A 21,869-nucleotide genomic window follows, 5' to 3' on the forward strand; every position below is an offset into this window, starting at 1 on the left:
GAATCAGCCATGCTCGGCTTTCGTTTCTCAAGGATGGAGAAAGCATGAACGCCCCCGAAACACGTCCTCTGCCCAACGCAGCGGACAACGCCGCCCTCAAGCTCATCGCCGCGACGGTCGTGCAAACCTGCCCCAGCCTGCACGACGCGGCCTATCAAGTCGCCCGCGAGCTGCTTGAGCTCAAAGGCCTGCCAGACACCGATCCGGACCGGGTTTACTTCCATCGATTCAAAGCGGCCCAGAGCAGCAGCCAGTCGTTTACCGGCTGGGAACATATCCGCGAAAAACCCTACGAATCGATGACCCTCACACAATTGGTGATCCATCGCTTTCGCGCCACCGACGTCGACAACGCCGACCTGCTGGATCTTTACGCTGGGTTCTATTCGGACGGGCCCGAGACCGAAGATTTCGACCACAGCAATGAAGTTCGCCTGCATGGCAACGAAGTGCTCAACGCCTTCTGGGACATCGATTTCAGCTCGCGTTACAACGACACACTGACTACGTTCTGGAACACTCACACCGATGATTTCCGCACGTTAGCCAGGTGTAACTTCCTCAGCCGTGCCGTGCAGGCACTTGAACTCGAGCAATTGAGCGGCACGGATTTCCAGTGGATCGTCAGCGCCGTTATGGGGCCTGTTACCTGGCCAGTGACGCTGGCCACGTTGCAATCAACCCACACACCAGACAGTGGCGTGCGCGCCTTCGATATCGACGGGCATATGGCGACCAACCTTCTGCGCATCGTCAGTACCACAGGCCGGGAGATGGTCTATCTGCCGGGTGAAACGGTGGCGTTCGTCGTACAGGAAACCGCGGCGGACATGCATGGGTGGGTGCTTGAGCAGATGAACCTGGAGCCCCGGCGCCAGGCTTTCTTCAGTCACTTTGCACTCGCCGACCGTCAGCACATGACGACGAACATCACCGATCTGATGAATCGGTTGGTCAGCACGTGGGGACACTCCGATCATCATCTGATCAATAAAACCAACGCCGTAATCAGCGGCGACGCCTTCAGTTGGCTGTGCGACTCGACCCGCAGCGCCATGTTTGCCGAAGCCAGCCTGACGCTGACGTCCAATGGCGATCTGCGCAAAAAACTGTGGATCGGTTACTTGAGCGCCGGCCTCAAGGTATTTGGCCCGATGGCCGCCGTCGGCTGGCCGCTCGCGCTGCCGGTGATTGGCGCCAGCATTGCCAGCATGGGGCTGAACATCGATCAGGCGGTCAACGGCAAAACCTCCAGCGAACGCAAGGCCGGCGTGCTGGGTGCCGTGTTGAGCGGCATTGATGCACTGTTCAACATTCCATTTCTCAAAGGCACCGGCCCGATGCTGGAGGTGGGTGTCGAGGTGGATGCAGTGGAGGCCGCAGAAATGGCCGGACTGAACGAGCCGGCTGCAGCAGTGGAGGTGCCGGATCCGCTGGTCGAACGGCAGGAAAGCGAGGTTGCGGTCGAGCCAGACGTGATTGCGCCGCCGCTGGAAACATCTTGGTTGCCGCCGACCGAGAGCGCTGCACCACCGCCCATACCTGACAAATACCTGTGCAACGAGCTGCTCGACGGGCTCGATGTGCAACGCGAGCCCGGGCAATTTCAGGGGATCTTTCGCCTGGATAGCGATCCGCCCTACGCCATCCATCTGGATGACAACCCATACTACGTGCGCTATTTCGGCGACACCGACGAGGGCGGCTACTGGGCCATCGTTGATCCGGACAGGCCCAATCAATTTGTCCACTCATTGCCTGTTCGCCTGAACGCCGAGGGCCAGTGGGAGCGGATGCAGGCCCTGCGCTTGCGGGGCGGCGGCCAATGCGCGGGCAAACCGTGCGCGCCCGACCTTGCGCTCGCCCCTCAGGAACCGCCAGCCCCCGAAGCGCCCGCGCAAACAGAGGTCGAATTGCCCAGCCCGGTATCACGTCCGGTGCGCATTGTGACGTCTGCCTTCGACATCGAGCCGACGGTACGCCGTTCGATAAGAGCCTGGGCACTGAATCTGAACGAAACCCACGCTCAACTGGTGCCCGACGCCGACGGTGCCTTCGGCATGACTGACCCTTTTGAGCTGTACGCCGTCAACAAGCGCATTGCGCTGCAAACCGCCGCGAAAAGATTTTTCAGTTCACTGCCGTGGATCACTCCACCGTTTCGCGCTCCCATTCCCGCGATCAATGCGCAGATCAGCCTTTCCGAGCTTATCGACCGCCTCTTTGAATCCGCCGTCGGGCTGGTGGTGGGAGAAACCCTAGATCGCATCACCAGCATGCGCTTCCTGATTGAGAACATGCCGGCGCTGGCTCGACACGCAAAAACCCTCTACATGCGCGGCATCCTCAGTGATTTCGCGCAGGTGGAACTGAACCGCTATTTCACAACCGGCAACCTGTCGGCCGATCTGCAAACCTACCTGAGCAGCCTGGGCACCGATCCGACGGGACGCTTCAATGCACTGGAACTGGTCAAAGTGGCCAGGGAAAACGGCGTTCGGGTCCAGGGAATCGACTGTGCAGCGAGCTACAAGATGAAGACTCCACTGTCGCCCTTTGACGAGCAAATGATCGGCACGTATCTGGCGAGCGACATCATGACCGGCGATACCTACCTCAACAGCCCGAAAAAATGGATCGTACTGACCGGCGCGCAGAACACCAACACCCTCAGGGGGCTGACCGGCCTCAGTGAGATAAAGGGCGGCATCGGTTTGCGCATCGAGGAAGTCGGCGCAGTGGACGCCATGGAAATCGACATCGATCCGGGTATCGACGTGAACCGGGGGCCGTTTGCCAATGGGGCTGCCGCGCGGGGCAATGACGATGTGCTTCGCGCCGATTTACGCCTGCGCATGCCGAGCGAACCGGTGAACTGGAATGAGCAGACGCTGGAAAACCTGCTGCACCGACGTGGCATGTACCTGTTCAGAAAAGTCGGCGATAGCTTCACCGTGCTGCACCGCAGCAAGTCAGGAATGCTCGCGCATACACCTGTGACGCGTCTGGCCGATGGACGGGTTTCCCTGCACCGGCCGGCTTGGCCGCTGGTGAACGATGTCAGCTTTGCCAGCATCGAGGACATGTCTCATCGTCTGACCGAGATGGGGCTGACGTTGCAGAGCCGACTGCCGGACTGAATCCGCACCGCAAAGGAAAAATACAGGGATAGTGCATGGCCCGTGAGCCGATGGGACATGCTCGATCTTCGTTTCCTCATGGATGAAGAACTGCATGAACGCACCCGAACGCCGTCTGCTGCCGAACGCAGCAGACAAGGCCAGCCTCAAGGCCATCGCTACCACCGTCGTACAAACCTGTCCCAGTCTGCTGGACGCGGCCCGCGAAGTCGCCAGTGAGCTACTGACGGACAAAGGACTTTCGGGCAACGATCCGGACCATGTCTATTTCCACCGATTCAGGACGGCGCAAAGCAGCGCTCTGACATTTACCGGTTGGGAACACACACTGGAAAAACCATACGAATCGTTGACCCTCACACAATTGGTGATCCATCGCTTTCGTGTCACCGATCAGGACAATGCAGACCTGCTGAGCCTGTACGGCGGCTTTTACACGGACGGGCCGCAGGCCGAAGCCTTCAATCAGAGCAATGAAGTGAAGCTGCTGGGCAGCGATGTTCTGAAGGCGTTCTGGAACATCGATTTCAGCGCGCGCTACACCCGTCAACTGAGCACGTTCTGGCAGAACTCAGCGGACAATTTCCGCACGCTGGCCAAGTGCAGTTTTCTCAGCCTGGCGGTGAACGCGCTGCAAAAAGGTCACCTCGACGGCACTGATTTTCAACGCGTGATCAACTCGGTGTGCGGTCCCGTCACCTGGCCCGTCACCCAGCAAATGCTGCAGTCCTCTTACCCTGTCGGCAGTGAGGTGCGCGCGCTGGATATCGACGGTCACATCGCCGTCAATATCCTGCGCTTTGTTGAAGATAGCGGGCGGCAAACACTTTATCTGCCAGGCGAAGCCCAGGCCTTTCAAGTGCTGGAGAACGAAGCGGCGCTGCACTGGTGGGTGCTTGAACAATTGAACGACGAGACGCGCTGCAAGATTTTTCTCAACCATTTCTCTTTCGCAGACCGTCACGCCATCAACCAGAACTTCACCGACCTGATGAATCGTCTGGTCAGCACCTGGGGTCATTCCGATCATTACCTGATCAACAAGACCAACCTTGAAATTGGTCGTGATGCGTTCACCTGGCTACGCATTTGCGCCCGCCATTCGATGTCCGAGGAAGCCAGTCTGTTACTGACGTCCAATGCTGAGCTGCGCAAAAAGCTCTGGATCGGTTATTTGAGTGCCGGACTCAAGGTGTTCGGCCCGATGGCCACCGTGGGCTGGCCGTTGGCGTTGCCGGTTATTGGCGCCGGCATTGCCAACATGGGACTGAACATCGACAGAGCGGTCAACGGAAGGACGCCCGCCGAGCGCAAGGCCGGTACCCTTGGCGCGGTGCTCAATGGCATAGAAGCGCTGTTCAACGTGCCGTTTCTGATCGGCACCGGGGCGCATCTGGAAGTGGGGCCACAGGTTGAATTTGCCGAAGCGCAAGAGATGGCCGGGTTGATCGAGTTCACCTCGGCTGACGAACCTTTCCTGCCAACCCAGGATCAGGCGCAGGTTGTGGTGGCGGATAAAGATGTTGTCGAGATGGCAAACGACATTGCCAGCGAAACAACCCCCACTTCGCCCGTAGTCCTCGCTCCCACTGCGCCGCAAACCCCAACGGTACCGAAGGTTCCGGCCCGCTATCTATGCAATGAGTTGCTTGATCGCTACAGCGCAGAAACGCAGTCAGGGAAATTTCAGGGCATTTACCGCCTCGATGGCGAACCGCCCTATGCCATTGATCTCGATGGCAAGCCCTACTACGTACGTTATTTCGACACCTCCGAGGACAGTGGCCACTGGGCTATCGTCGACCCTGAGCGCGCCAATCAGTTCGTCGGCTCATTGCCGGTCCGCTATAGTGCCGCCGGCCGGTGGGAGCGCATGCTGGCGCTGCGACTCAATGGCGGCGGTCAATGTCTGGGTACGGCGTGCCATTCGTACTTTGATCCGCACTCGTCGACCATCTCATCAAACCCGCCCACCCCATCAACACCATCGCCGGAGCTGCCATTGGTCGAACCCGTCCCGGCAACCGCCCGTCCGCTACGCCTTGTGACCACCCTCTATGATGTTTTGGGGCTGGACATGGCCAGGCTGAGAAAGTGGGCGATGAACTTGCCTGACGATTCCGCCGATGCGGTTCGCGAGGCCAGACGCAATTTGTCTGTGAACGATCTGTATACCCTGCATTTCGACCACCAACGCACATTGCTCCTGAACGAAGCCAGAGAGTATTACTCAGCACTGAACTGGTCCAATCTGCCCGCACGCCCGATTCTGCCCGAGGTCAGTCACTCAATGACGACCGATGCATTGATTGATCGCATTTTTGAAAAAACCAAAGGTCTGGTGGTGGGAGAAACCCTGGATCGCATCACCAGCATGCGCTTCATGATCGAAAACATGCCTGCGCTGGCGCGCCACGCCACGACGCTCTACGTGCGTGACCTGCTGAGTGATTTCGCCCAGTCAGACCTGAACAGCTTCCACACGTCCGGTCAGATGTCAGAGGATCTGCGGATTTATCTGACCAGCCTCGGAACCGATCCGAACGAATCGTTCAACATGCTCGAACTGGTCAAGTCTGCCCAGGCAAATGGCGTCCGGGTTCAAAGTCTCGATTGTGCGGCGAGTTACAAAATGAAGGTGCCGCTCACCTCGATTGAAGAGCAGATGATGCGCGCTCGCATGACGTCCAAAATCATGTGGGGCGACGAAATCCTCAATCGCCCAGACAAATGGATCGCCCTGGTCGATGCGCAGAACACCAATAACTTCAGAAATCTGCCGGGCATCAGCGAGCTCAAAGGCGGCATCGGTTTGCGGATTGAAGAAGCCTTTCCCGGAGAAGATCCGGGCGTCAGCATCGACCCGGGAATCAAAGTCGCTCGCGGCCCCTTTGACAACGGGGCATCGACGCGCGACTCGTTCGATTACCTGCACGCTGACTTGCGCCTGCAAATCGACGCACCGCCGGTGACATGGACTGACGAAACACTGGACCGCCTGCTGCATCGCAATGGCATGTACTTGATCGAGAAGTCGCAAGGCAATTACACACTCGTGCGTCGCAACAGCACAGGCAGCATTGTGCGAACCCCCGTGAATCGGACGCTGGACGGCCAAGCCTACCTCTGGCTTCAATCAATGCCACGCATCAGTGGCGTATTGTTTCCTGATATCTCAGCGTTATCGCAGCGCCTGATAGAAATAGGCCTGAAACTACAAAGTCGCCTACCCGACTGAAGGGTTTTCGCAAGCGATTGAAATGCCCCAAATCCGGCCTGGGCCGGGGGTTTCAGCCACTTGAAGCAAGCAGGCAAGTTCAGCGCGATCATTGCCGTTCAATGGTCCGCTGGTGGCTTGTCAGGCCCTCAGCCCCCGTTCGTGTCGGGGCGCAGAGCAACCTGACAAACGGGAACAACCTCCCGTAGAATGCGTCCGTGGCTATGGAACACCTTCCTTCTAAACCTCCTATGACCTAGGGGTTTCGCTCTCCACACTGCGCCTGCTGCTTGCAGGCGTTTTCATATCTGCTGTAGACACAATGCTGCTGCTCGTTCACGACGGCGACCAAAGGAGAAAATCAAGGATGAATCAGGAGCTGTTCCTGCGTCGCCGCAGCAAAGTTCACGTCCCGATGGGCACTGGCGGTGCCACGCGTGCTCATGTCGCGTCGGCCATCCAGGAAATCGCGGCGTTCCGATGCGTACTCTCGGAGTCTCTGATTGAGCAAATCGGCGGGCTGTCACCCGCAGAACTCAAGCACTGGCTGCGCGACATTATCGGAATGCTTCGGCGCCGGGCTGGCGCTCATGTGCACCACCGGCCGTTTTATCCTGACTTTCCAGAGCAGGTTCTGCAGGCCCCAGAGGCAGAGCTGTACCTGAACGCCGTCATGCACTACCTCACGCTTCGGCGTTTACCACCGACTGAACACTCTCGACCTCCCCTGCTTGAAGGCAACTTCATACCTTGGGTGATCGAATCCGGAAGCGTCTCTGAGTTCGAGTCACTGCTTGAGCCACTGGTTTCATCGCGCACCTCGCTCTCCGAAGAGGAGACGGCCGATGTCGTCTGGTTTATCCGCGAGTACAAAAGCGATGTATTCCATCTGCTGCCCGAGACCATCCCCTTCCGGGAGATCCGTGCACTGGTTGGCGGGGCATTGATCCTGCATGTCGCCAGCGATGCTCGGGTCGACACATTTCTGCAGCGAAACGTCGAAACGGCAACTGACGTGCTACGACTGGCGGTCGCGTTGAGTGGCGGAGACGTGTCGCTGGCGACCGCTTCGACACGTTTCAAAGCGATGAAGCGCTCGATGCGTCGCCTGTTTTTGCGCCTGCTCGATAACATTCCCGACGCTGTAGAAGACGTGATGCGCCATGCTGAGCGCTGGAAACGCCTGGCTGAAGTACTGCATCCGGGCGACTACGCCGAGAAGTACCCACGAGCGCTGGCCGCCATCACGGCAGCGCGTCGTAACGAACCGCCCGCCACATTTAATTCACGTGTCGAAACAATGCTGGCCCAGCGTGACATCACCACGCTTGTGCCAATACTACAAAGCCGTCCTGGCGAGTTCGCACGAAGGCTTGACGTGACCCTGCGCCGCGCGACGGAAACCGAATCGGTACTCGACGCGTTCGAGGCCGTTGCGGCACACGTTTCCTCACCCGTTCTGCTGCAGTTGCTGGCCCAGTTACGTGCACCGCGCCCTCTGCCCCTGCGGGCGTTCACCCCGAAAGGTTCATTCGCCAAAGTCTTTGCCATCAAGGATCGACGCGAACCTCTCACACCTGAAACGTTGGCGCGTGCTGCCCGTATCTGCGAGAACGCACTCGTACAGCGTTTTGCCTCCCTGCCGCCATTAGGTCGCTGTTTCATCGATCCAGCATTACGTGAATACAAGGTGCCGCTGGCGCAGCGCGCTTCATCGAAGTCACTACGTACACTTGTGCGGGGCAGTCGGTTGCCTGTGCCTGACACACGATTCATTCGCCTGTTTCTGTGGTGGAAGAATGGCCGCGAACGCACGGACATCGACTTGTCCGCCGCATTTTTCGATGCCGACTTCGTGTTCAAGGATACGGTCGCGTACTACAACCTGAAGGGCTACGGCGGTTACCACAGCGGCGACATCGTCGATGCGCCCGACGGGGCTTCGGAATTTATCGATCTCGACATCAACGTGCTCGTCGAGCAGGGCATCCGTTATGTCGTCACGTCCATCAATTCATACACCGAGCAGCCGTACTGTGATCTCCCGGAATGCTTCGCTGGCTGGATGGCCCGCACTGACACTGCGTCGGGTGAAGTGTACGAGCCGCGAACCGTGTTCGACCGTATCGATATCGCGTCCGACACAGTGATCTGTCTGCCATTCGTGATGGACCTTCAGGAACGACGCATGATCTGGGCCGATCTGGGGCTCACTTCATCTCCACGGTGGAACAACGTCGGCAACAATCTCAGCGGGGTATCGTTGATGCTGCGGGCTTTGGTGCATACGCCACGGCCGGATCTGGAGACTCTGTTCGATTTACATGTACGAGCACGAGGGGAACGCGTGGCTTCGCCGCAGCAGGCACAGATGGTTTTTGCGCCTGATCAAGGGACAACGCCGTTCGATACAGACGTGATTCGATCGCAGTTTCTTTAGTAACGACTCCAGTCTTCGCGATCAATTTAGCGCGACGAGTCTTGCCAAGGTGCTTTGCGCCCGGAAACAAAAATGCCAGTCAGTAAAACTGACTGGCATTGGCGAAGATCCGTAGGCGTAATCAACGCGAAACAGAATAATTCTGGACGATATCGTTCTCGAAAAAAATCCTCAAATTGATCCCTTGGGCGGTGGTCTTGCCGGTGGTTACGCTGGTCACTTCATTCATCGTGCCCTGCGCATTGGCCACGTGTGACGTCGCTGTACCAATAGCACCGCTGGTTTCCGGCGAGACGAATCGGTGGGCAAGATTCACGTACTTCTCCAGCCCTTCTTCGCTTTTTACGTACGTCCAGTTAGTCATGGTGTCCGAGTCGGCCTGTTCCTGCATCGGCGGGCCAAACATCTGAGATATCTGGTTTTTAGTGGTTTTGCCACGAACGATGGCGGTCCAACCCACAACAGAAGTTGCCTGTAGCTTAGGGCGATGAAATACGCGTAGCTATAGTACAGGTGTGCTAGTACCCACTTCGATTGCACACGGTGAACTCAAAAAAAAACCGCCTGACGCGAACGCCAGACGGTTTTTTATTTCAGTCAATCGGCCCTCAGGCCGGTGACATTATTCCCACTCAATGGTCGCCGGCGGCTTGCTCGACACGTCATAAGTGACGCGGGAGATACCTTCGATTTCATTGATGATGCGGCCGGATACGGTTTCCAGCAGTTCGTAAGGCAGGTGTGCCCAACGTGCGGTCATGAAGTCGATGGTTTCCACGGCACGCAGGGCCACGACCCAGGCGTAACGACGGCCATCGCCCACCACGCCAACCGATTTCACTGGCTGGAACACCACGAAGGCCTGGCTGACTTTGTGGTACCAGTCGGCTTTGCGCAGTTCTTCGATGAAGATGTGGTCGGCACGACGCAGCAGGTCGGCGTATTCCTTTTTCACTTCACCGAGGATACGTACGCCCAGGCCCGGACCCGGGAACGGGTGACGGTAGACCATGTCGTACGGCAGGCCCAGTTCCAGGCCCAGACGACGGACTTCGTCCTTGAACAGCTCGCGCAGTGGCTCGACCAGTTTCAGGTTCATCTCTTCCGGCAGGCCGCCCACGTTGTGGTGCGACTTGATCACGTGCGCCTTGCCGCTTTTCGCGCCAGCCGACTCGATCACGTCCGGGTAGATGGTGCCCTGAGCGAGGTACTTGATGTTTTCCAGTTTGTTGGACTGGGCATCGAAGACGTCGATGAAGGTGCGACCGATGATCTTGCGCTTCTTCTCTGGATCGGCTTCGCCGGCCAGGTTGTTGAGGAACTGCTCTTCAGCGTTGGCGCGAATGACTTTGACGCCCATGTTCTCGGCGAACATGGCCATCACTTGCTCGCCTTCGTGCAGACGCAGCAGGCCGTTGTCGACGAACACGCAGGTCAGTTGGTCGCCAATGGCTTTGTGCAGCAGCGCCGCAACCACCGAGGAGTCAACGCCGCCGGACAGACCCAGCAGCACGTTGTCGGTGCCGACCTGGGCGCGGATGTTGGCGATGGCGTCTTCAGCGATTTTCGATGGAGTCCACAGGGCTTCACAGCCGCAGATGTCGAGAACGAAACGCGACAGGATGCGACCGCCCTGTTTGGTGTGGGTCACTTCCGGGTGGAACTGCACGCCGTAGTAAGCACGCTCGTCGTTGAACATGCCGGCGATCGGGCAGCTCGGGGTGCTGGCGAGGATGTGGAAGTCTTCCGGCATCCTGGTGACTTTGTCACCGTGGCTCATCCACACGTCGAGGCCGAACAGGCCGTCGGCGTCGATGTGGTCTTCGATGCCGTCGAGCAGACGGCTCTTGCCGACCACGTCAACACGGGCGTAACCGAACTCACGCAGTTCGGAACCTTCAACCTTGCCGCCCAGTTGCTCGGCCATGGTCTGCATGCCGTAGCAGATACCGAAGACCGGAACGCCCAGGTCAAACACGGCCTGCGGGCAGCGCGGGCTGTTGGCTTCGTGTACGGACTCTGGGCCGCCGGCGAGGATGACGCCTTTTGGAGCGAATTCGCGGATCGCATCTTCGTCCATGTCGAACGGGTGCAGTTCGCAGTACACACCGATCTCGCGCACGCGGCGGGCGATCAGTTGGGTGTATTGCGAGCCGAAGTCGAGGATCAGGATGCGGTGAGCGTGAATATCGAGGGCCATGATTCAGTCTCGTCTAAGTCATTCAGAAACAGTCGTGATTCAGAAACAACTCGGGGCTGAATAAAACAGCCCCGGTTGCTTAGCTTGTTGCTTGAAGGCTCAACCTACGCGGTAGTTTGGCGCTTCTTTGGTGATCTGCACGTCGTGCACGTGGGATTCGGCCATGCCGGCGCCGGTGATCCGCACGAATTCAGGCTTGGTGCGCATCTCTTCGATGTTGGCGCTGCCGGTGTAACCCATCGAGGAACGCAGACCGCCCATCAACTGGTGAATGATCGCGCTCAGGGTGCCTTTGTAAGGCACACGGCCTTCGATGCCTTCCGGAACGAGTTTCTCGGCACCGGCCGAGGAGTCCTGGAAGTAACGGTCGGAAGAACCTTGAGCCTGGGACATGGCGCCCAGCGAACCCATGCCGCGATAAGCCTTGTACGAACGGCCCTGGAACAGTTCGATTTCGCCCGGTGCTTCTTCAGTACCGGCGAACATCGAGCCCATCATCACGCAGGAAGCACCGGCTACGATGGCCTTGGACAGGTCACCGGAGAAACGGATACCGCCGTCGGCGATCAACGGAACGCCAGTGCCTTCGAGGGCAGCGGCAACGTTGGCGATGGCACTGATTTGCGGAACGCCGACACCGGCGACGATACGGGTGGTGCAGATCGAGCCAGGGCCGATACCGACCTTGACTGCGTCGGCGCCCGCTTCGGCCAGAGCCTTGGCAGCGGCGCCGGTGGCGATGTTGCCGCCGATCACCTGCACTTCAGGGAAATTCTCTTTGACCCAGCGAACGCGGTCGATCACGCCTTTGGAGTGACCGTGCGCGGTGTCGACCACCACCACGTCCACACCGGCATTGACCAGGGCTGCGACGCGATCACCGGTGTCTTTACCGGTGCCGACGGCAGCGCCAACGCGCAGACGACCTTGATCGTCCTTGCTGGCCAGCGGGTAGGCTTTGGCTTTTTCGATGTCTTTGACGGTCATCATGCCTTTGAGGGCAAACTTGTCGTCGACGATCAGAACTTTTTCCAGACGGTGCTTGTGCAGCAACTCGCGGACTTCGTTCTTGTTGGCGCCTTCGCGTACGGTGACCAGACGCTCTTTAGGCGTCATCACTTCACGTACGGTGGCTTCCAGACGGGTTTCGAAACGCACGTCACGGGAAGTGACGATGCCGACCAGGTCGCCATCGTGCAGTACCGGAACGCCGGAAATGTTGTGCATGCGGGTCAATTCGAACAGATCACGAACCGTGGCGTCAGCCTCGATGGTGATCGGATCCTTGACGACGCCGGCTTCGAACTTCTTGACCTTGCGAACTTCGGCAGCTTGCTGCTCGATGGTCATGTTCTTGTGGATAATGCCGATGCCACCTTCCTGAGCCATGGCGATTGCCAGACGGGCTTCAGTGACGGTGTCCATTGCAGCAGAAACCAGAGGAATGTTCAGCTCGATGCCACGGGTAAGGCGGGTCTTGAGACTGACTTCGTTAGGAAGCACCTCGGAATAACCAGGCACTAGGAGAATGTCGTCGAATGTCAGAGCTTCTTGGCTGATACGCAGCATCGCGGGGGCTCCCGAGCGGGAAAATGGAAGCGCGCCATTATAGTCAGACACCCCCTGCTGTTCAATGTAAAACTCTGCTTAATATCAATGTTGCTGATGTACGGGAATCGCCGGCTCTACAGTTCTACCTTGACCCAAGAGACAGGTTGATCCAGCCAATCGGCAAATTCATCGATAAAGCTCTGCTTGAACCCTGCTTCCAGCCAGTTATTGAAGATGAAACCGAGGTTGGAGAACGCGCACTCCTGCAGGTACAGAAAGCCGTTGATGTCGTCTTCGTGCCCGCATTCTGGGCAGGTGAAGTTGTCGGTGCGGCCTGGGAACCAGTCTTCGAGGCTTTCGAACAGCGCTTCGCCGACTTCGCGACGGCACTCGGCGCAACCGGCTTCTTCGAGAAAGCCCTTGGCCGGGGTGTAGATGCAGCGTTTGGTGACGATCTCCAGGCCGTTGATCGGCTCGCCGAACGGCAGCGCCTCTGGGTGCAACACCACGGCGCGGGCGCCATCGGCAATGGCGTGGGCCATGCGGTTGCCAGTGCGCCCGCAGGTGGTCAACTCTTCCTCGATGATGTTCTTGCGCACCAGCCAGCGCACGATCGCCCGGGCCCGGGGTTCGTGGACCGGCAGGGTGGAAATTTTCGGGACGATGATGCTTTGCGAATTCATGGGTGCAGCCTGTGACGTCAAATGGAAATTCTGCGGTGCTCTCTCCGACGCCATCGTTGGCAAGCCAACTCCCACAGGTTTTTCTGGTGTACACAATATTTGTGAGCGACCGAACTCTGTGGGAGCTGGCTTGCCAGCGATGGCGTCAGTGCGGGCGGCAGCTTAATCCCTGACGAAATGCGGTCAAGTGCTGAAATAACGCCCGATCAACGCAATCCCGCTCGCCAGCACCAACCACGTCACCAGCCGCACAAACGCCTCGCGAGACAAGCGCAGGGTCAACCGCCGCCCGATCCACAACCCCAGCGCCATGGCCGGTAACAGACACAGCGCCAACATCAACAAGGGTAGCTCGGCATACACGCCGGCGATGGCAAACAGGCTCAAACGCACCACCGTACTGCAACTGATCAGCGCACTTTGCGTGGCCCGCGCTGCGTCTTTCGGCAACCGGCTGTTGAGATAGATCGCGTATAAAAAGCCGCCACTGCCAAACAGCGCCCCGAACAACCCACCGACCGTACCCATCGGCACCGCCCACGCCGCTGACAATTGCGCCGGCCGCGTTTTGACCCACAGGCTGTAAATCGCATAGGCGCTGATGAACAGCCCCATCAACAGCAACAACAGCTCCGATTTGAGGTTGAGCAGGAAGATCACCCCCAACGTGCAACCCACGGCCATGCACGGCAGCAGCCGCAGCAACTCAGGCTTGGCCACATCGCGGCGCGACGGCAGCAGATTGCCGAACGCTGCAACGAAATCCAGCAACACCAGCAACGGCACGATTTTCGACAACGGCATAAACACAATCAGAATCGGCCCCGCCACCAGCGCCGTGCCAAATCCGGCGATGCCGAACACGATATAAGCCAGCGCGATAGCCAGCCCGATCACCACCCAGCCCTCGGCGCCCCACGCCCATTCATTCAACAGTCCTGCCACGCTCATCGATCCGCGTCCTTAATAAGCTTGCGATGACTTTAGCCAGCGCCAAGCGTTGCGACTAATATCTTCAAAGCCGACCACCCATCTCGAAAAGGCATACCTCGTGCTGTCTACCCGCCAACTGCGTTACTTCGTGGAAATCGCCGAATGCGGCAGTTTCAGTGCTGCAGCCGAGCGATTGTTCATTGCGCAATCGGCGCTGAGCCGGCAGATCAAGGAGATGGAGATCCAGTTGCAAACACCGTTGTTCGAACGCACCGCGCGCCAGCCTCGACTCACCGCCGCGGGCGAAGCGTTTTTACCGCGTGCGAAAAATCTGCTCAACGAGCTGAGTAAAGCCAGCGCCATGGCCACCGAAGTCGGTAACGGCCAACTCGGTACATTGCGCCTGAGTCATTCGAGCACCGTACCGATCAGTGGGCGCCTGCTGCGTGACATCAGCCGCTATCTCGATCAGCAACAAGGCGTGTCGCTGAACATCGGCAAACTGTCCTCGGAGGCGCAACTTGAGGATCTGGCCGAGGGGCGCCTCGATATTGGCTTGCTGCGCCTGCCTGTGCTTCGTCAGCGTGAAGGCATTCAGATCGTGCCGCTGTTTACTGAGCGTTTGCTGCTGGCAGTTCCGGCCGAACATCGGTTGGCCGATTCGGCCCTGGTCGAACTGGCGCAACTGAAAGATGAACCGTTCATTTCCATTCCCCATCCACAGCGCGGCGGCCTGAGCTATTTATGTGCCGACCTGTGCATGCGTCAGGGCTTTTTTCCGAAAGCGGCGCGGGTGATGTCGCGCAAGACCACGCAATTGCAGTTGATTCAGGCCGGATTCGGCATTGCCCTGCTGCCGGAATCGATGCAGGACCTTGCCCCGCCCGGCGTACGCTTTTTGCCACTGAGCGACCCCGACTGCCAAAGCACCGTCGCCCTCGCCTATCGCCAGAACCCTACTCCACTGATCCAACACTTCCTCCAGACTTTTACAAATCCCTTGTAGGAGTGAGCCTGCTCGCGATAGCGATCTGTCCATCACCACCTCTTCGCCTGACACACCGCTATCGCGAGCAGGCTTACTCCTACAGGGGACATGTGGTGATTCGACGGCGAATGCCTTTAAACTGCGCCCCATGATTAAAGATCCCTTTGCAAGACTTGGCCTGGACCGTGAAGTCCTGACCGTCAGCCAGCTCAACGGCCGTGCGCGGGTGTTGCTCGAAGACGTGTTCAGCAACATCTGGGTCGAAGGCGAAATCTCCAACCTCGCCCGCCCGGCGTCGGGGCACATTTACTTCACGCTCAAGGACAGCGGCGCACAGGTGCGCTGTGCCTTGTTCCGCCAGAACGCGGCGCGAGTGCGTCAGGCGCTGAAGGATGGCCTGGCCGTGAAGGTGCGCGGCAAGGTTTCACTGTTCGAGGGCCGTGGCGACTACCAGCTGATTCTCGACACCGTGGAGCCGGCCGGTGACGGTGCGTTGCGTCTGGCCTTCGATGCACTGAAGGAAAAGCTCAGCGCCGAAGGCCTTTTCAGCGCCGAACGCAAAGTGCCGCTGCCGGCGCATCCGCAGCGCATCGGCATCATCAGCTCGCCGACCGGCGCGGTGATCCGCGACATCATCAGCGTGTTCCGCCGTCGTGCGCCGCAGGTGCAACTGACGCTGATTCCGACTGCCGTACAGGGCCGCGAAGCCACTGCACAAATCGTCCGCGCCCTGAAAATGGCCGATGCCCGCGGCTTCGATGCGTTGATCCTTGCCCGTGGCGGTGGCTCGCTGGAAGACCTCTGGTGCTTCAACGAAGAAGCCGTGGCCCGCGCCGTCGATGCCTGCGTAACGCCGATTGTCAGCGCCGTCGGCCATGAAACCGATGTGTCGATCAGCGACTTTGTCGCCGACGTTCGCGCACCAACGCCTTCCGCCGCCGCCGAACTGCTCGCCCCAGACTCCAGCCATCTGATCCGTCAGGTGGAAAGCCTGCACCGCCGTCTGGTGATGCGCATGCGAGACCGTTTGATGCGTGATCGCCTGCGCCTTGAAGGCATGGCCCGGCGTCTGCGTCATCCCGGTGAACGTCTGCGCCAGCAGGCTCAGCGTCTGGACGATCTGGACATGCGCATGCGCCGCGCCTTTGAACGCCACCTCAACACCCGCCGCGAACGCCTGATTCGCCTGGAAACGCGCCTCGCCGGTCAGCATCCGGGACGGCAACTGGCGATGCTGCGCCAACGTCTGGACAGCCTCGCCGAACGCCTGCCGCGAGCCATGCGCGAAGGTCTGAAAAACCGTCGCCTGCAATTGCATAGCCAGATGCAGACACTGCATGTGGTCAGTCCGCTGGCGACCCTCGGCCGTGGTTACAGCATTCTGCTCGACGAACGCGGTCATGCGATTCGCAACGCCGCACAGACTCACACCGGGCAGCGCCTCAAAGCCAAACTCGGCGAAGGCGAACTGCAAGTGCGCGTCGAGGACAATCACCTGACGCCTGTCACCCTCTCTTTACTGGACTGATCCATGCCGCGTTTTCTGGCTCCATTGTTTTTGCTCTGTCTGACCTTCAACGCCCACGCCGACAGTTACATCACCCGGCTGCTGAACAAACCGGTGCCGGGGGGCGTCGCGGTGGTTGATCTGGGCGTTGCCGCTCAGGCGCCGAAAGCCACGTATCAGGGCAAACCGGTGCTGGTGGTGAAGGAGCAGAACAATTGGCTGGCGATTGTTGGCGTGCCGCTAACGGTCAAGCCCGGCGCGCAGCAGATCAGCAGTGGTGGGCGCAATCTGCCGTTTACCGTGGGCAACAAGAAATACCCTGAACAACGCATCACCCTGAAGAACAAGCAGCAAGTCAATCCGGATCAGTCGAACCTCAAGCGCATCGAGGGCGAACTGGCCGAGCAGATCAAGGCGTATCGCAGTTTCAGCCCGAACACGCCGAGCAATCTGCTACTGGACAAACCGGTCAACGGGCCGCTGTCGAGCAAGTTTGGTGTGCGCCGTTTCTTCAATGGTGAAGAGCGCAATCCGCATGCGGGCCTGGACTTCGCGGTGCCGGCGGGCACGCCGATCAAGACTCCGGCGGCGGGCAAAGTGATTCTGACCGGCAACTATTTTTTCAACGGCAACACGGTGTTTGTCGATCATGGTCAGGGCTTTATCAGTATGTTCTGCCATATGTCGAAGATTGATGTGAAGGTCGGCGATCAACTGGCGCGTGGCGCAGTGGTCGGCAAAGTGGGTTCGACTGGCCGGGCGACCGGGCCGCACATGCACTGGAATATCAGCCTAAATGATGCGCGGGTGGATCCGGCGATTTTCATTGGTGCATTCCAGCCTTAAATATGTGTTGAGGCGACCGGCCTCTTCGCGAGCAGGCTCGCTCCCACACTCGATCTTATTAACAACAAAGATCCCCTGTGGGAGCGAGCCTGCTCGCGAAGGCGGCCTGTACAACACCGCAATACTCAATGCTCCCCCAAAAAATCAATTGCGCCCCAACCGAACCCCGCGCAAAAAACCAAACAATCGTCTTTATTACGCACAATAAAATCGCGCAAAAACTCGCTTTCCGAGTATTCCTCTCAATTTTTTCCGACTGCTTGCCATCCTTCCCACCCGCGGTTAGGGTTGAAGGCATGAAAACCTCTCACACCCTTATTCAGCTTCGCCAGCACCGCAGCCTGTGCCTCGTCAGCGCACGACTGCCGGGCTGAATCGCTGCGCCTCGTCCCACTCTTTTCCAAGAATATTCGTTCCACCGGCAGGCCGCCTCTTTTCGGCCCAGACAATAAGGAATTTCCCGATGAGCATGCTCAAAGATCCGTCTTCGAAATACCGCGCATTTCCCGTCATTAACTTGCCGGATCGCACCTGGCCGTCGAAAACCATCGACACCGCGCCGATCTGGTGCAGCTCCGACCTGCGTGACGGCAACCAGTCGCTGATCGAGCCGATGGACGCGGTGAAAAAGCTGCGCTTCTGGAAAACCCTCGTTCAAGTGGGTGTGAAGGAAATCGAAGCCTCGTTCCCGGCAGCGTCGCAAACCGACTTCGACTTCGTGCGTACTCTCATCGAGGAAGGCCATATCCCGGACGACACCACCATTCAGGTGCTGACCCAGGGCCGTGAAGACTTGATCGAGCGCACTTTCGAATCCTTGCGCGGGGCGAAAAAAGCCATCGTTCACCTGTACAACGCTACCTCGCCGTCTTTCCGTCGCATTGTCTTCAACCAGGACAAGGACGGCATCAAGGCCATCGCGGTCAACGCCGCCAAGCTGTTCGTCAAATACGCCGCGATGCAGCCGGACACCGAGTGGACCTTCGAATACTCGCCGGAAACCTTCAGCGCCACCGAACTGGAATTCGCCAAGGAAGTCTGTGACGCGGTGATCGAGGTCTGGAACCCGACGCCTGAGCACAAGATCATCCTCAACCTGCCAGCCACCGTTGAATGCGCGACGCCGAACGTCTACGCCGACCAGATCGAGTGGTTCCATCGCAACATCAACCGTCGTGACAGCGTGCTCATCAGCCTGCACACCCATAACGACCGTGGCACCGGCGTGGCCGCCACCGAGTTGGGCCTGATGGCCGGCGCCGACCGCGTCGAAGGCTGCCTGTTCGGCAACGGCGAGCGCACCGGTAACGTCGACCTCGTCACAGTGGCACTGAACATGTACACCCAGGGCCTCGACCCGCAACTGGACTTCTCCGACATCGACGGCGTGCGCAAAGTCGTCGAAGAGTGCAACCAGATCCAGGTTCATCCACGTCACCCATACGTCGGTGACCTGGTCCACACCGCATTCTCCGGCTCCCACCAGGACGCGATCCGCAAGGGCTTCGCCCAGCAGAAATCCGATGCCCTGTGGGAAGTGCCGTACTTGCCGATCGACCCGGCCGACATCGGTCGTAGCTACGAGGCGGTGATCCGCGTCAACAGCCAGTCCGGCAAGGGTGGCATCGCCTACTTGCTGGAGCAGGAATACGGCATCAGCCTGCCGCGTCGCATGCAGATCGAGTTCAGCCAGGTCGTGCAGCGTGAAACAGACCGTCTGGGCCTGGAAATGACCGCCAAGCAGATCCACTCGCTGTTGATCAGCGAATATCTGCAAGCCAACACCCCGTACGCGCTGGTCAGCCATCGCCTGCAGGAAGAAAACGGCAACAGCAATGTTGAAGTGGAAGTGGCGAGCAAGGGTCAGGGCGAAACCAACCTGCACTGGCGCGGCAAAGGCAACGGTGCGCTGGAAGCACTGGTGGCCGGCTTACCGATTCCAGTGGAGATCATGGACTACAACGAACACGCAATTGGTGCGGGTACCAACGCCAAGGCTGCGGCCTACATCGAATTGCGTGTGAACGGTGAGCGTGCGGTGCACGGCGTAGGGATCGATGAAAACATCACCACCGCCAGCTTCAAGGCGCTGTTCAGTGCACTGAACCGCTCGTTGAGCCAGCCGGAAGCGAAAGCGGCTTAAGCTGTCGCTGAAATGCAAAAGGCCCCGGGGTTTGAACCTCGGGGCCTTTTTTTGCCTGATGGTTTTGTGTTGTTCAATCAGGCCTCTTCGCGGGCAAGCCCGCTCCCACAGTTTGAACGCAATTCCCTGTGGGAGCGGGCTTGCCCGCGAAGAGGCCTGAACAGACGGCGCAAAACTCAGGTGAACTCGAAGGTATCCGCATCCAGATTCGCCGGAAAGCGCTCGCGGTACGCCGCCAGTGGCGCCGCCTCAAGAACAGCCTTAAAGACTCCGTCAGCCTCGCCCGCCGCCAGCAACATCTCGCCTTGGAAATCCAATACCTGACTGTCACCGGTGTAGGCAAAGCCCTTGCCGTCGGTCCCCACGCGATTCACCGCCGCCACGTAGCAGAGGTTTTCAATCGCTCGCGCTGGCAGCAAACGGTTCCAGTGCAGACGCCGGGCACCCGGCCAGTTGGCGGTGTACAGGAGCAGATCGGTGTCCTGGGCGTCGCGACTCCATACCGGGAAGCGCAGGTCGTAGCAAATCAGCGGGCGGATGCGCCAACCCTTGAGCTCGAACTGCACTTGGCGCTCGCCGGGGGTGTAATGGTTGTGCTCGCCGGCCATGCGAAACAGATGACGCTTGTCGTAATGCAGCACTTCGCCATCGGGACGTGCCCACAGCAGACGATTGCGATGGCTGCCGTCAGCCGCCTGAATGATCACGCTGCCGGTAATGACCGCATTCAGCTTTGCCGCCTGCACCTTGAGCCATTTGCTGGTCGGGCCGTTTTCAGCTTCGGCGAGGGTTGCCGACTCCATCGAGAAGCCAGTGGTGAACATTTCCGGCAGGATGATCAGATCTGCCCCACGCGCCTGTTCCAGCAACGCGTCGAAGTGCTCAAGGTTGGCCTGACGGTCGTGCCAGGCAAGGCTGGTCTGGATCAACGCCAGATTGAGGTCGGGCAACGTACTCAGATCGCGCATAGTTTTGCCGCCGCTTCGCGCAGCGTCTCCTCGCGTTTGGCAAAGCACAGACGCACCAGGCGCTGGCCTTCAGGTGGGTTCTGGTAGAACACCGACACTGGAATACTCGCCACGCCGTGTTCGCGGGTCATCCATGTCGCCATCTCGACATCGTTCAGCTCGGGACGGATCTGCGAATAGTCGACCAACTGGAAATAGGTGCCAGCGACACGGGTGAAGCTGAATCGCGACGAAGCCAATAGATCGCAGAACAGATCGCGCTTGGCCTGATAGAACCCCGGCAGCTCTTCAACGTGTTCCGGATGCTCGGCCATGTAATCGGCCAAGGCGTATTGCAGCGGTGTGACCCCGCAGAAACTGACGTACTGGTGCACTTTGCGCAACTCGGCGGTCAGCGCGGGGGGCGCGACGACGTAACCGGTTTTCCAGCCAGTGACGTGGTAGGTCTTGCCGAACGAGCTGACCACGAACGCGCGCTGATACAGCTCTTCATGGGCCAGCACACTGACATGCGGCACGCCGTCGAACACCAGATGTTCGTAGACTTCGTCGCTGATCAGGTAGATGTCGCGGTCGCGAATCAATGCCGCCAGTTGATCCAGCTCGGCGCGGCTGATCAATGCGCCGCTGGGGTTGTGCGGGGTGTTGATGACGATCATTTTCGTGCGCGGGCTCAGGGCCGCCGCGAGCTTGTCGAAATCGATGGAGAAATCGTTCGGGTTCAGTTGCACATGCACACACCGGCCGCCCGCCAACTCCGTCGCCGGCTCGTAGCTGTCGTAGCAAGGGTCGAACACGATGACTTCGTCGCCGTTGTGGATAACCGCCTGAATCGCACAGAAGATCGCTTGGGTGGCGCCCGGCGTCACCGTCACCTCAGTGTCGGCATCCACCTTCACGCCGTAGCTGCGAGCGATCTTCGCCGCAATCTGCTCACGCAGTGCCGGCAGGCCGGTCATCGGCGAATACTGGTTGTGGCCACTGGCGATATGCCGTCCCACCGCGTCGCGCAACGACTGCGGGCCGTCGAAATCAGGGAAACCCTGGGACAGGTTGATGGCTCCGGTCTGCGCCGCGAGCTGAGACATCTGCGTGAAAATAGTGATGCCGACATTCGGCAGCTTACTGGTGATCATCGGGGGTTCCCTGCTCAACACCCGGCTCTGACGGCGGCGCGGGAGAGCCCGAGGATAGCCCATCCGACGCCCATAAAAAAAGGGCGCCTACCGGCGCCCTTCTCTTTCAACGATCGT

At 59.1% G+C, this 21,869-nt stretch carries 14 protein-coding genes; 7 read left to right on the plus strand and 7 right to left on the minus strand.

The window, feature by feature from the left end:
• Positions 1-44: 44 nt before the first annotated feature.
• The 3 genes from AC3WMT_RS18995 to AC3WMT_RS19005 all read left to right on the plus strand — a co-directional run bounded on the left by AC3WMT_RS18995 (position 45) and on the right by AC3WMT_RS19005 (position 8,797).
• Complete coding sequence (locus AC3WMT_RS18995; RefSeq protein WP_103304557.1) at positions 45-3,140, plus strand: membrane-targeted effector domain-containing toxin; 3,096 nt, start codon at positions 45-47, stop codon at positions 3,138-3,140.
• Between the two features lie 94 nt (positions 3,141-3,234).
• Positions 3,235-6,378, plus strand: a complete 3,144-nt coding sequence (locus tag AC3WMT_RS19000; RefSeq protein WP_103304556.1) for a membrane-targeted effector domain-containing toxin — start codon at positions 3,235-3,237, stop codon at positions 6,376-6,378.
• A gap of 346 nt (positions 6,379-6,724) precedes the next feature.
• Entirely contained in the window at positions 6,725-8,797 is a 2,073-nt protein-coding gene (locus tag AC3WMT_RS19005; protein WP_103304555.1) for a TerD family protein, read from the plus strand.
• Between the two features lie 121 nt (positions 8,798-8,918).
• Here AC3WMT_RS19005 and AC3WMT_RS19010 read toward each other — a convergent pair whose 3' ends face one another.
• The 5 genes from AC3WMT_RS19010 to AC3WMT_RS19030 form a co-directional block, all read right to left on the minus strand.
• Entirely contained in the window at positions 8,919-9,257 is a 339-nt protein-coding gene (locus AC3WMT_RS19010) for a hypothetical protein (RefSeq protein ID WP_103304554.1), read from the minus strand.
• Between the two features lie 162 nt (positions 9,258-9,419).
• On the minus strand, positions 9,420-10,997 hold the full coding sequence (guaA, locus tag AC3WMT_RS19015; RefSeq protein WP_103304553.1) for a glutamine-hydrolyzing GMP synthase: 1,578 nt from the start codon (positions 10,995-10,997) through the stop codon (positions 9,420-9,422).
• Positions 10,998-11,096: 99 nt separating this feature from the next.
• Entirely contained in the window at positions 11,097-12,566 is a 1,470-nt protein-coding gene (gene guaB / locus AC3WMT_RS19020) for an IMP dehydrogenase (protein ID WP_085709413.1), read from the minus strand.
• 116 nt (positions 12,567-12,682) lie between these two features.
• A complete protein-coding gene (locus AC3WMT_RS19025) occupies positions 12,683-13,231 on the minus strand; it encodes a sugar ABC transporter ATPase (protein WP_103304552.1) in 549 nt (182 codons plus the stop codon).
• A gap of 183 nt (positions 13,232-13,414) precedes the next feature.
• Positions 13,415-14,182, minus strand: a complete 768-nt coding sequence (locus AC3WMT_RS19030; RefSeq protein ID WP_103304551.1) for a sulfite exporter TauE/SafE family protein — start codon at positions 14,180-14,182, stop codon at positions 13,415-13,417.
• A 100-nt stretch (positions 14,183-14,282) separates the two neighbouring features.
• Here AC3WMT_RS19030 and AC3WMT_RS19035 point away from each other — a divergent pair, with 100 nt between their 5' ends.
• From AC3WMT_RS19035 to leuA, 4 genes are all read left to right on the plus strand, one after another.
• Entirely contained in the window at positions 14,283-15,170 is an 888-nt protein-coding gene (locus AC3WMT_RS19035) for a LysR family transcriptional regulator (protein ID WP_103304550.1), read from the plus strand.
• Positions 15,171-15,300: 130 nt separating this feature from the next.
• A complete protein-coding gene (gene xseA, locus AC3WMT_RS19040) occupies positions 15,301-16,680 on the plus strand; it encodes an exodeoxyribonuclease VII large subunit (protein WP_016984362.1) in 1,380 nt (459 codons plus the stop codon).
• A 3-nt stretch (positions 16,681-16,683) separates the two neighbouring features.
• Positions 16,684-17,505 carry a peptidoglycan DD-metalloendopeptidase family protein gene (locus tag AC3WMT_RS19045; RefSeq protein ID WP_103304549.1) on the plus strand — a complete coding sequence of 274 codons (822 nt, stop codon included), beginning with the start codon at positions 16,684-16,686 and terminating at the stop codon, positions 17,503-17,505.
• Positions 17,506-17,968: 463 nt separating this feature from the next.
• Positions 17,969-19,648, plus strand: coding sequence for a 2-isopropylmalate synthase (gene leuA / locus AC3WMT_RS19050; RefSeq protein WP_103304547.1), 1,680 nt, complete (start codon positions 17,969-17,971; stop codon positions 19,646-19,648).
• Positions 19,649-19,824: 176 nt separating this feature from the next.
• Here leuA and AC3WMT_RS19055 read toward each other — a convergent pair whose 3' ends face one another.
• The gene (locus AC3WMT_RS19055; RefSeq protein WP_103304546.1) at positions 19,825-20,616 is read right to left on the minus strand and encodes an amidohydrolase; all 792 of its coding nucleotides are present in this window, start codon (positions 20,614-20,616) and stop codon (positions 19,825-19,827) included.
• Positions 20,604-21,752, minus strand: coding sequence for a pyridoxal phosphate-dependent aminotransferase (locus tag AC3WMT_RS19060; protein ID WP_103304545.1), 1,149 nt, complete (start codon positions 21,750-21,752; stop codon positions 20,604-20,606). The genes AC3WMT_RS19055 and AC3WMT_RS19060 overlap by 13 nt, the downstream gene beginning before the upstream one ends.
• Between the last annotated feature and the right edge of the window lie 117 nt (positions 21,753-21,869).

The organism is Pseudomonas sp. FW305-7 (genome assembly GCF_058786735.1).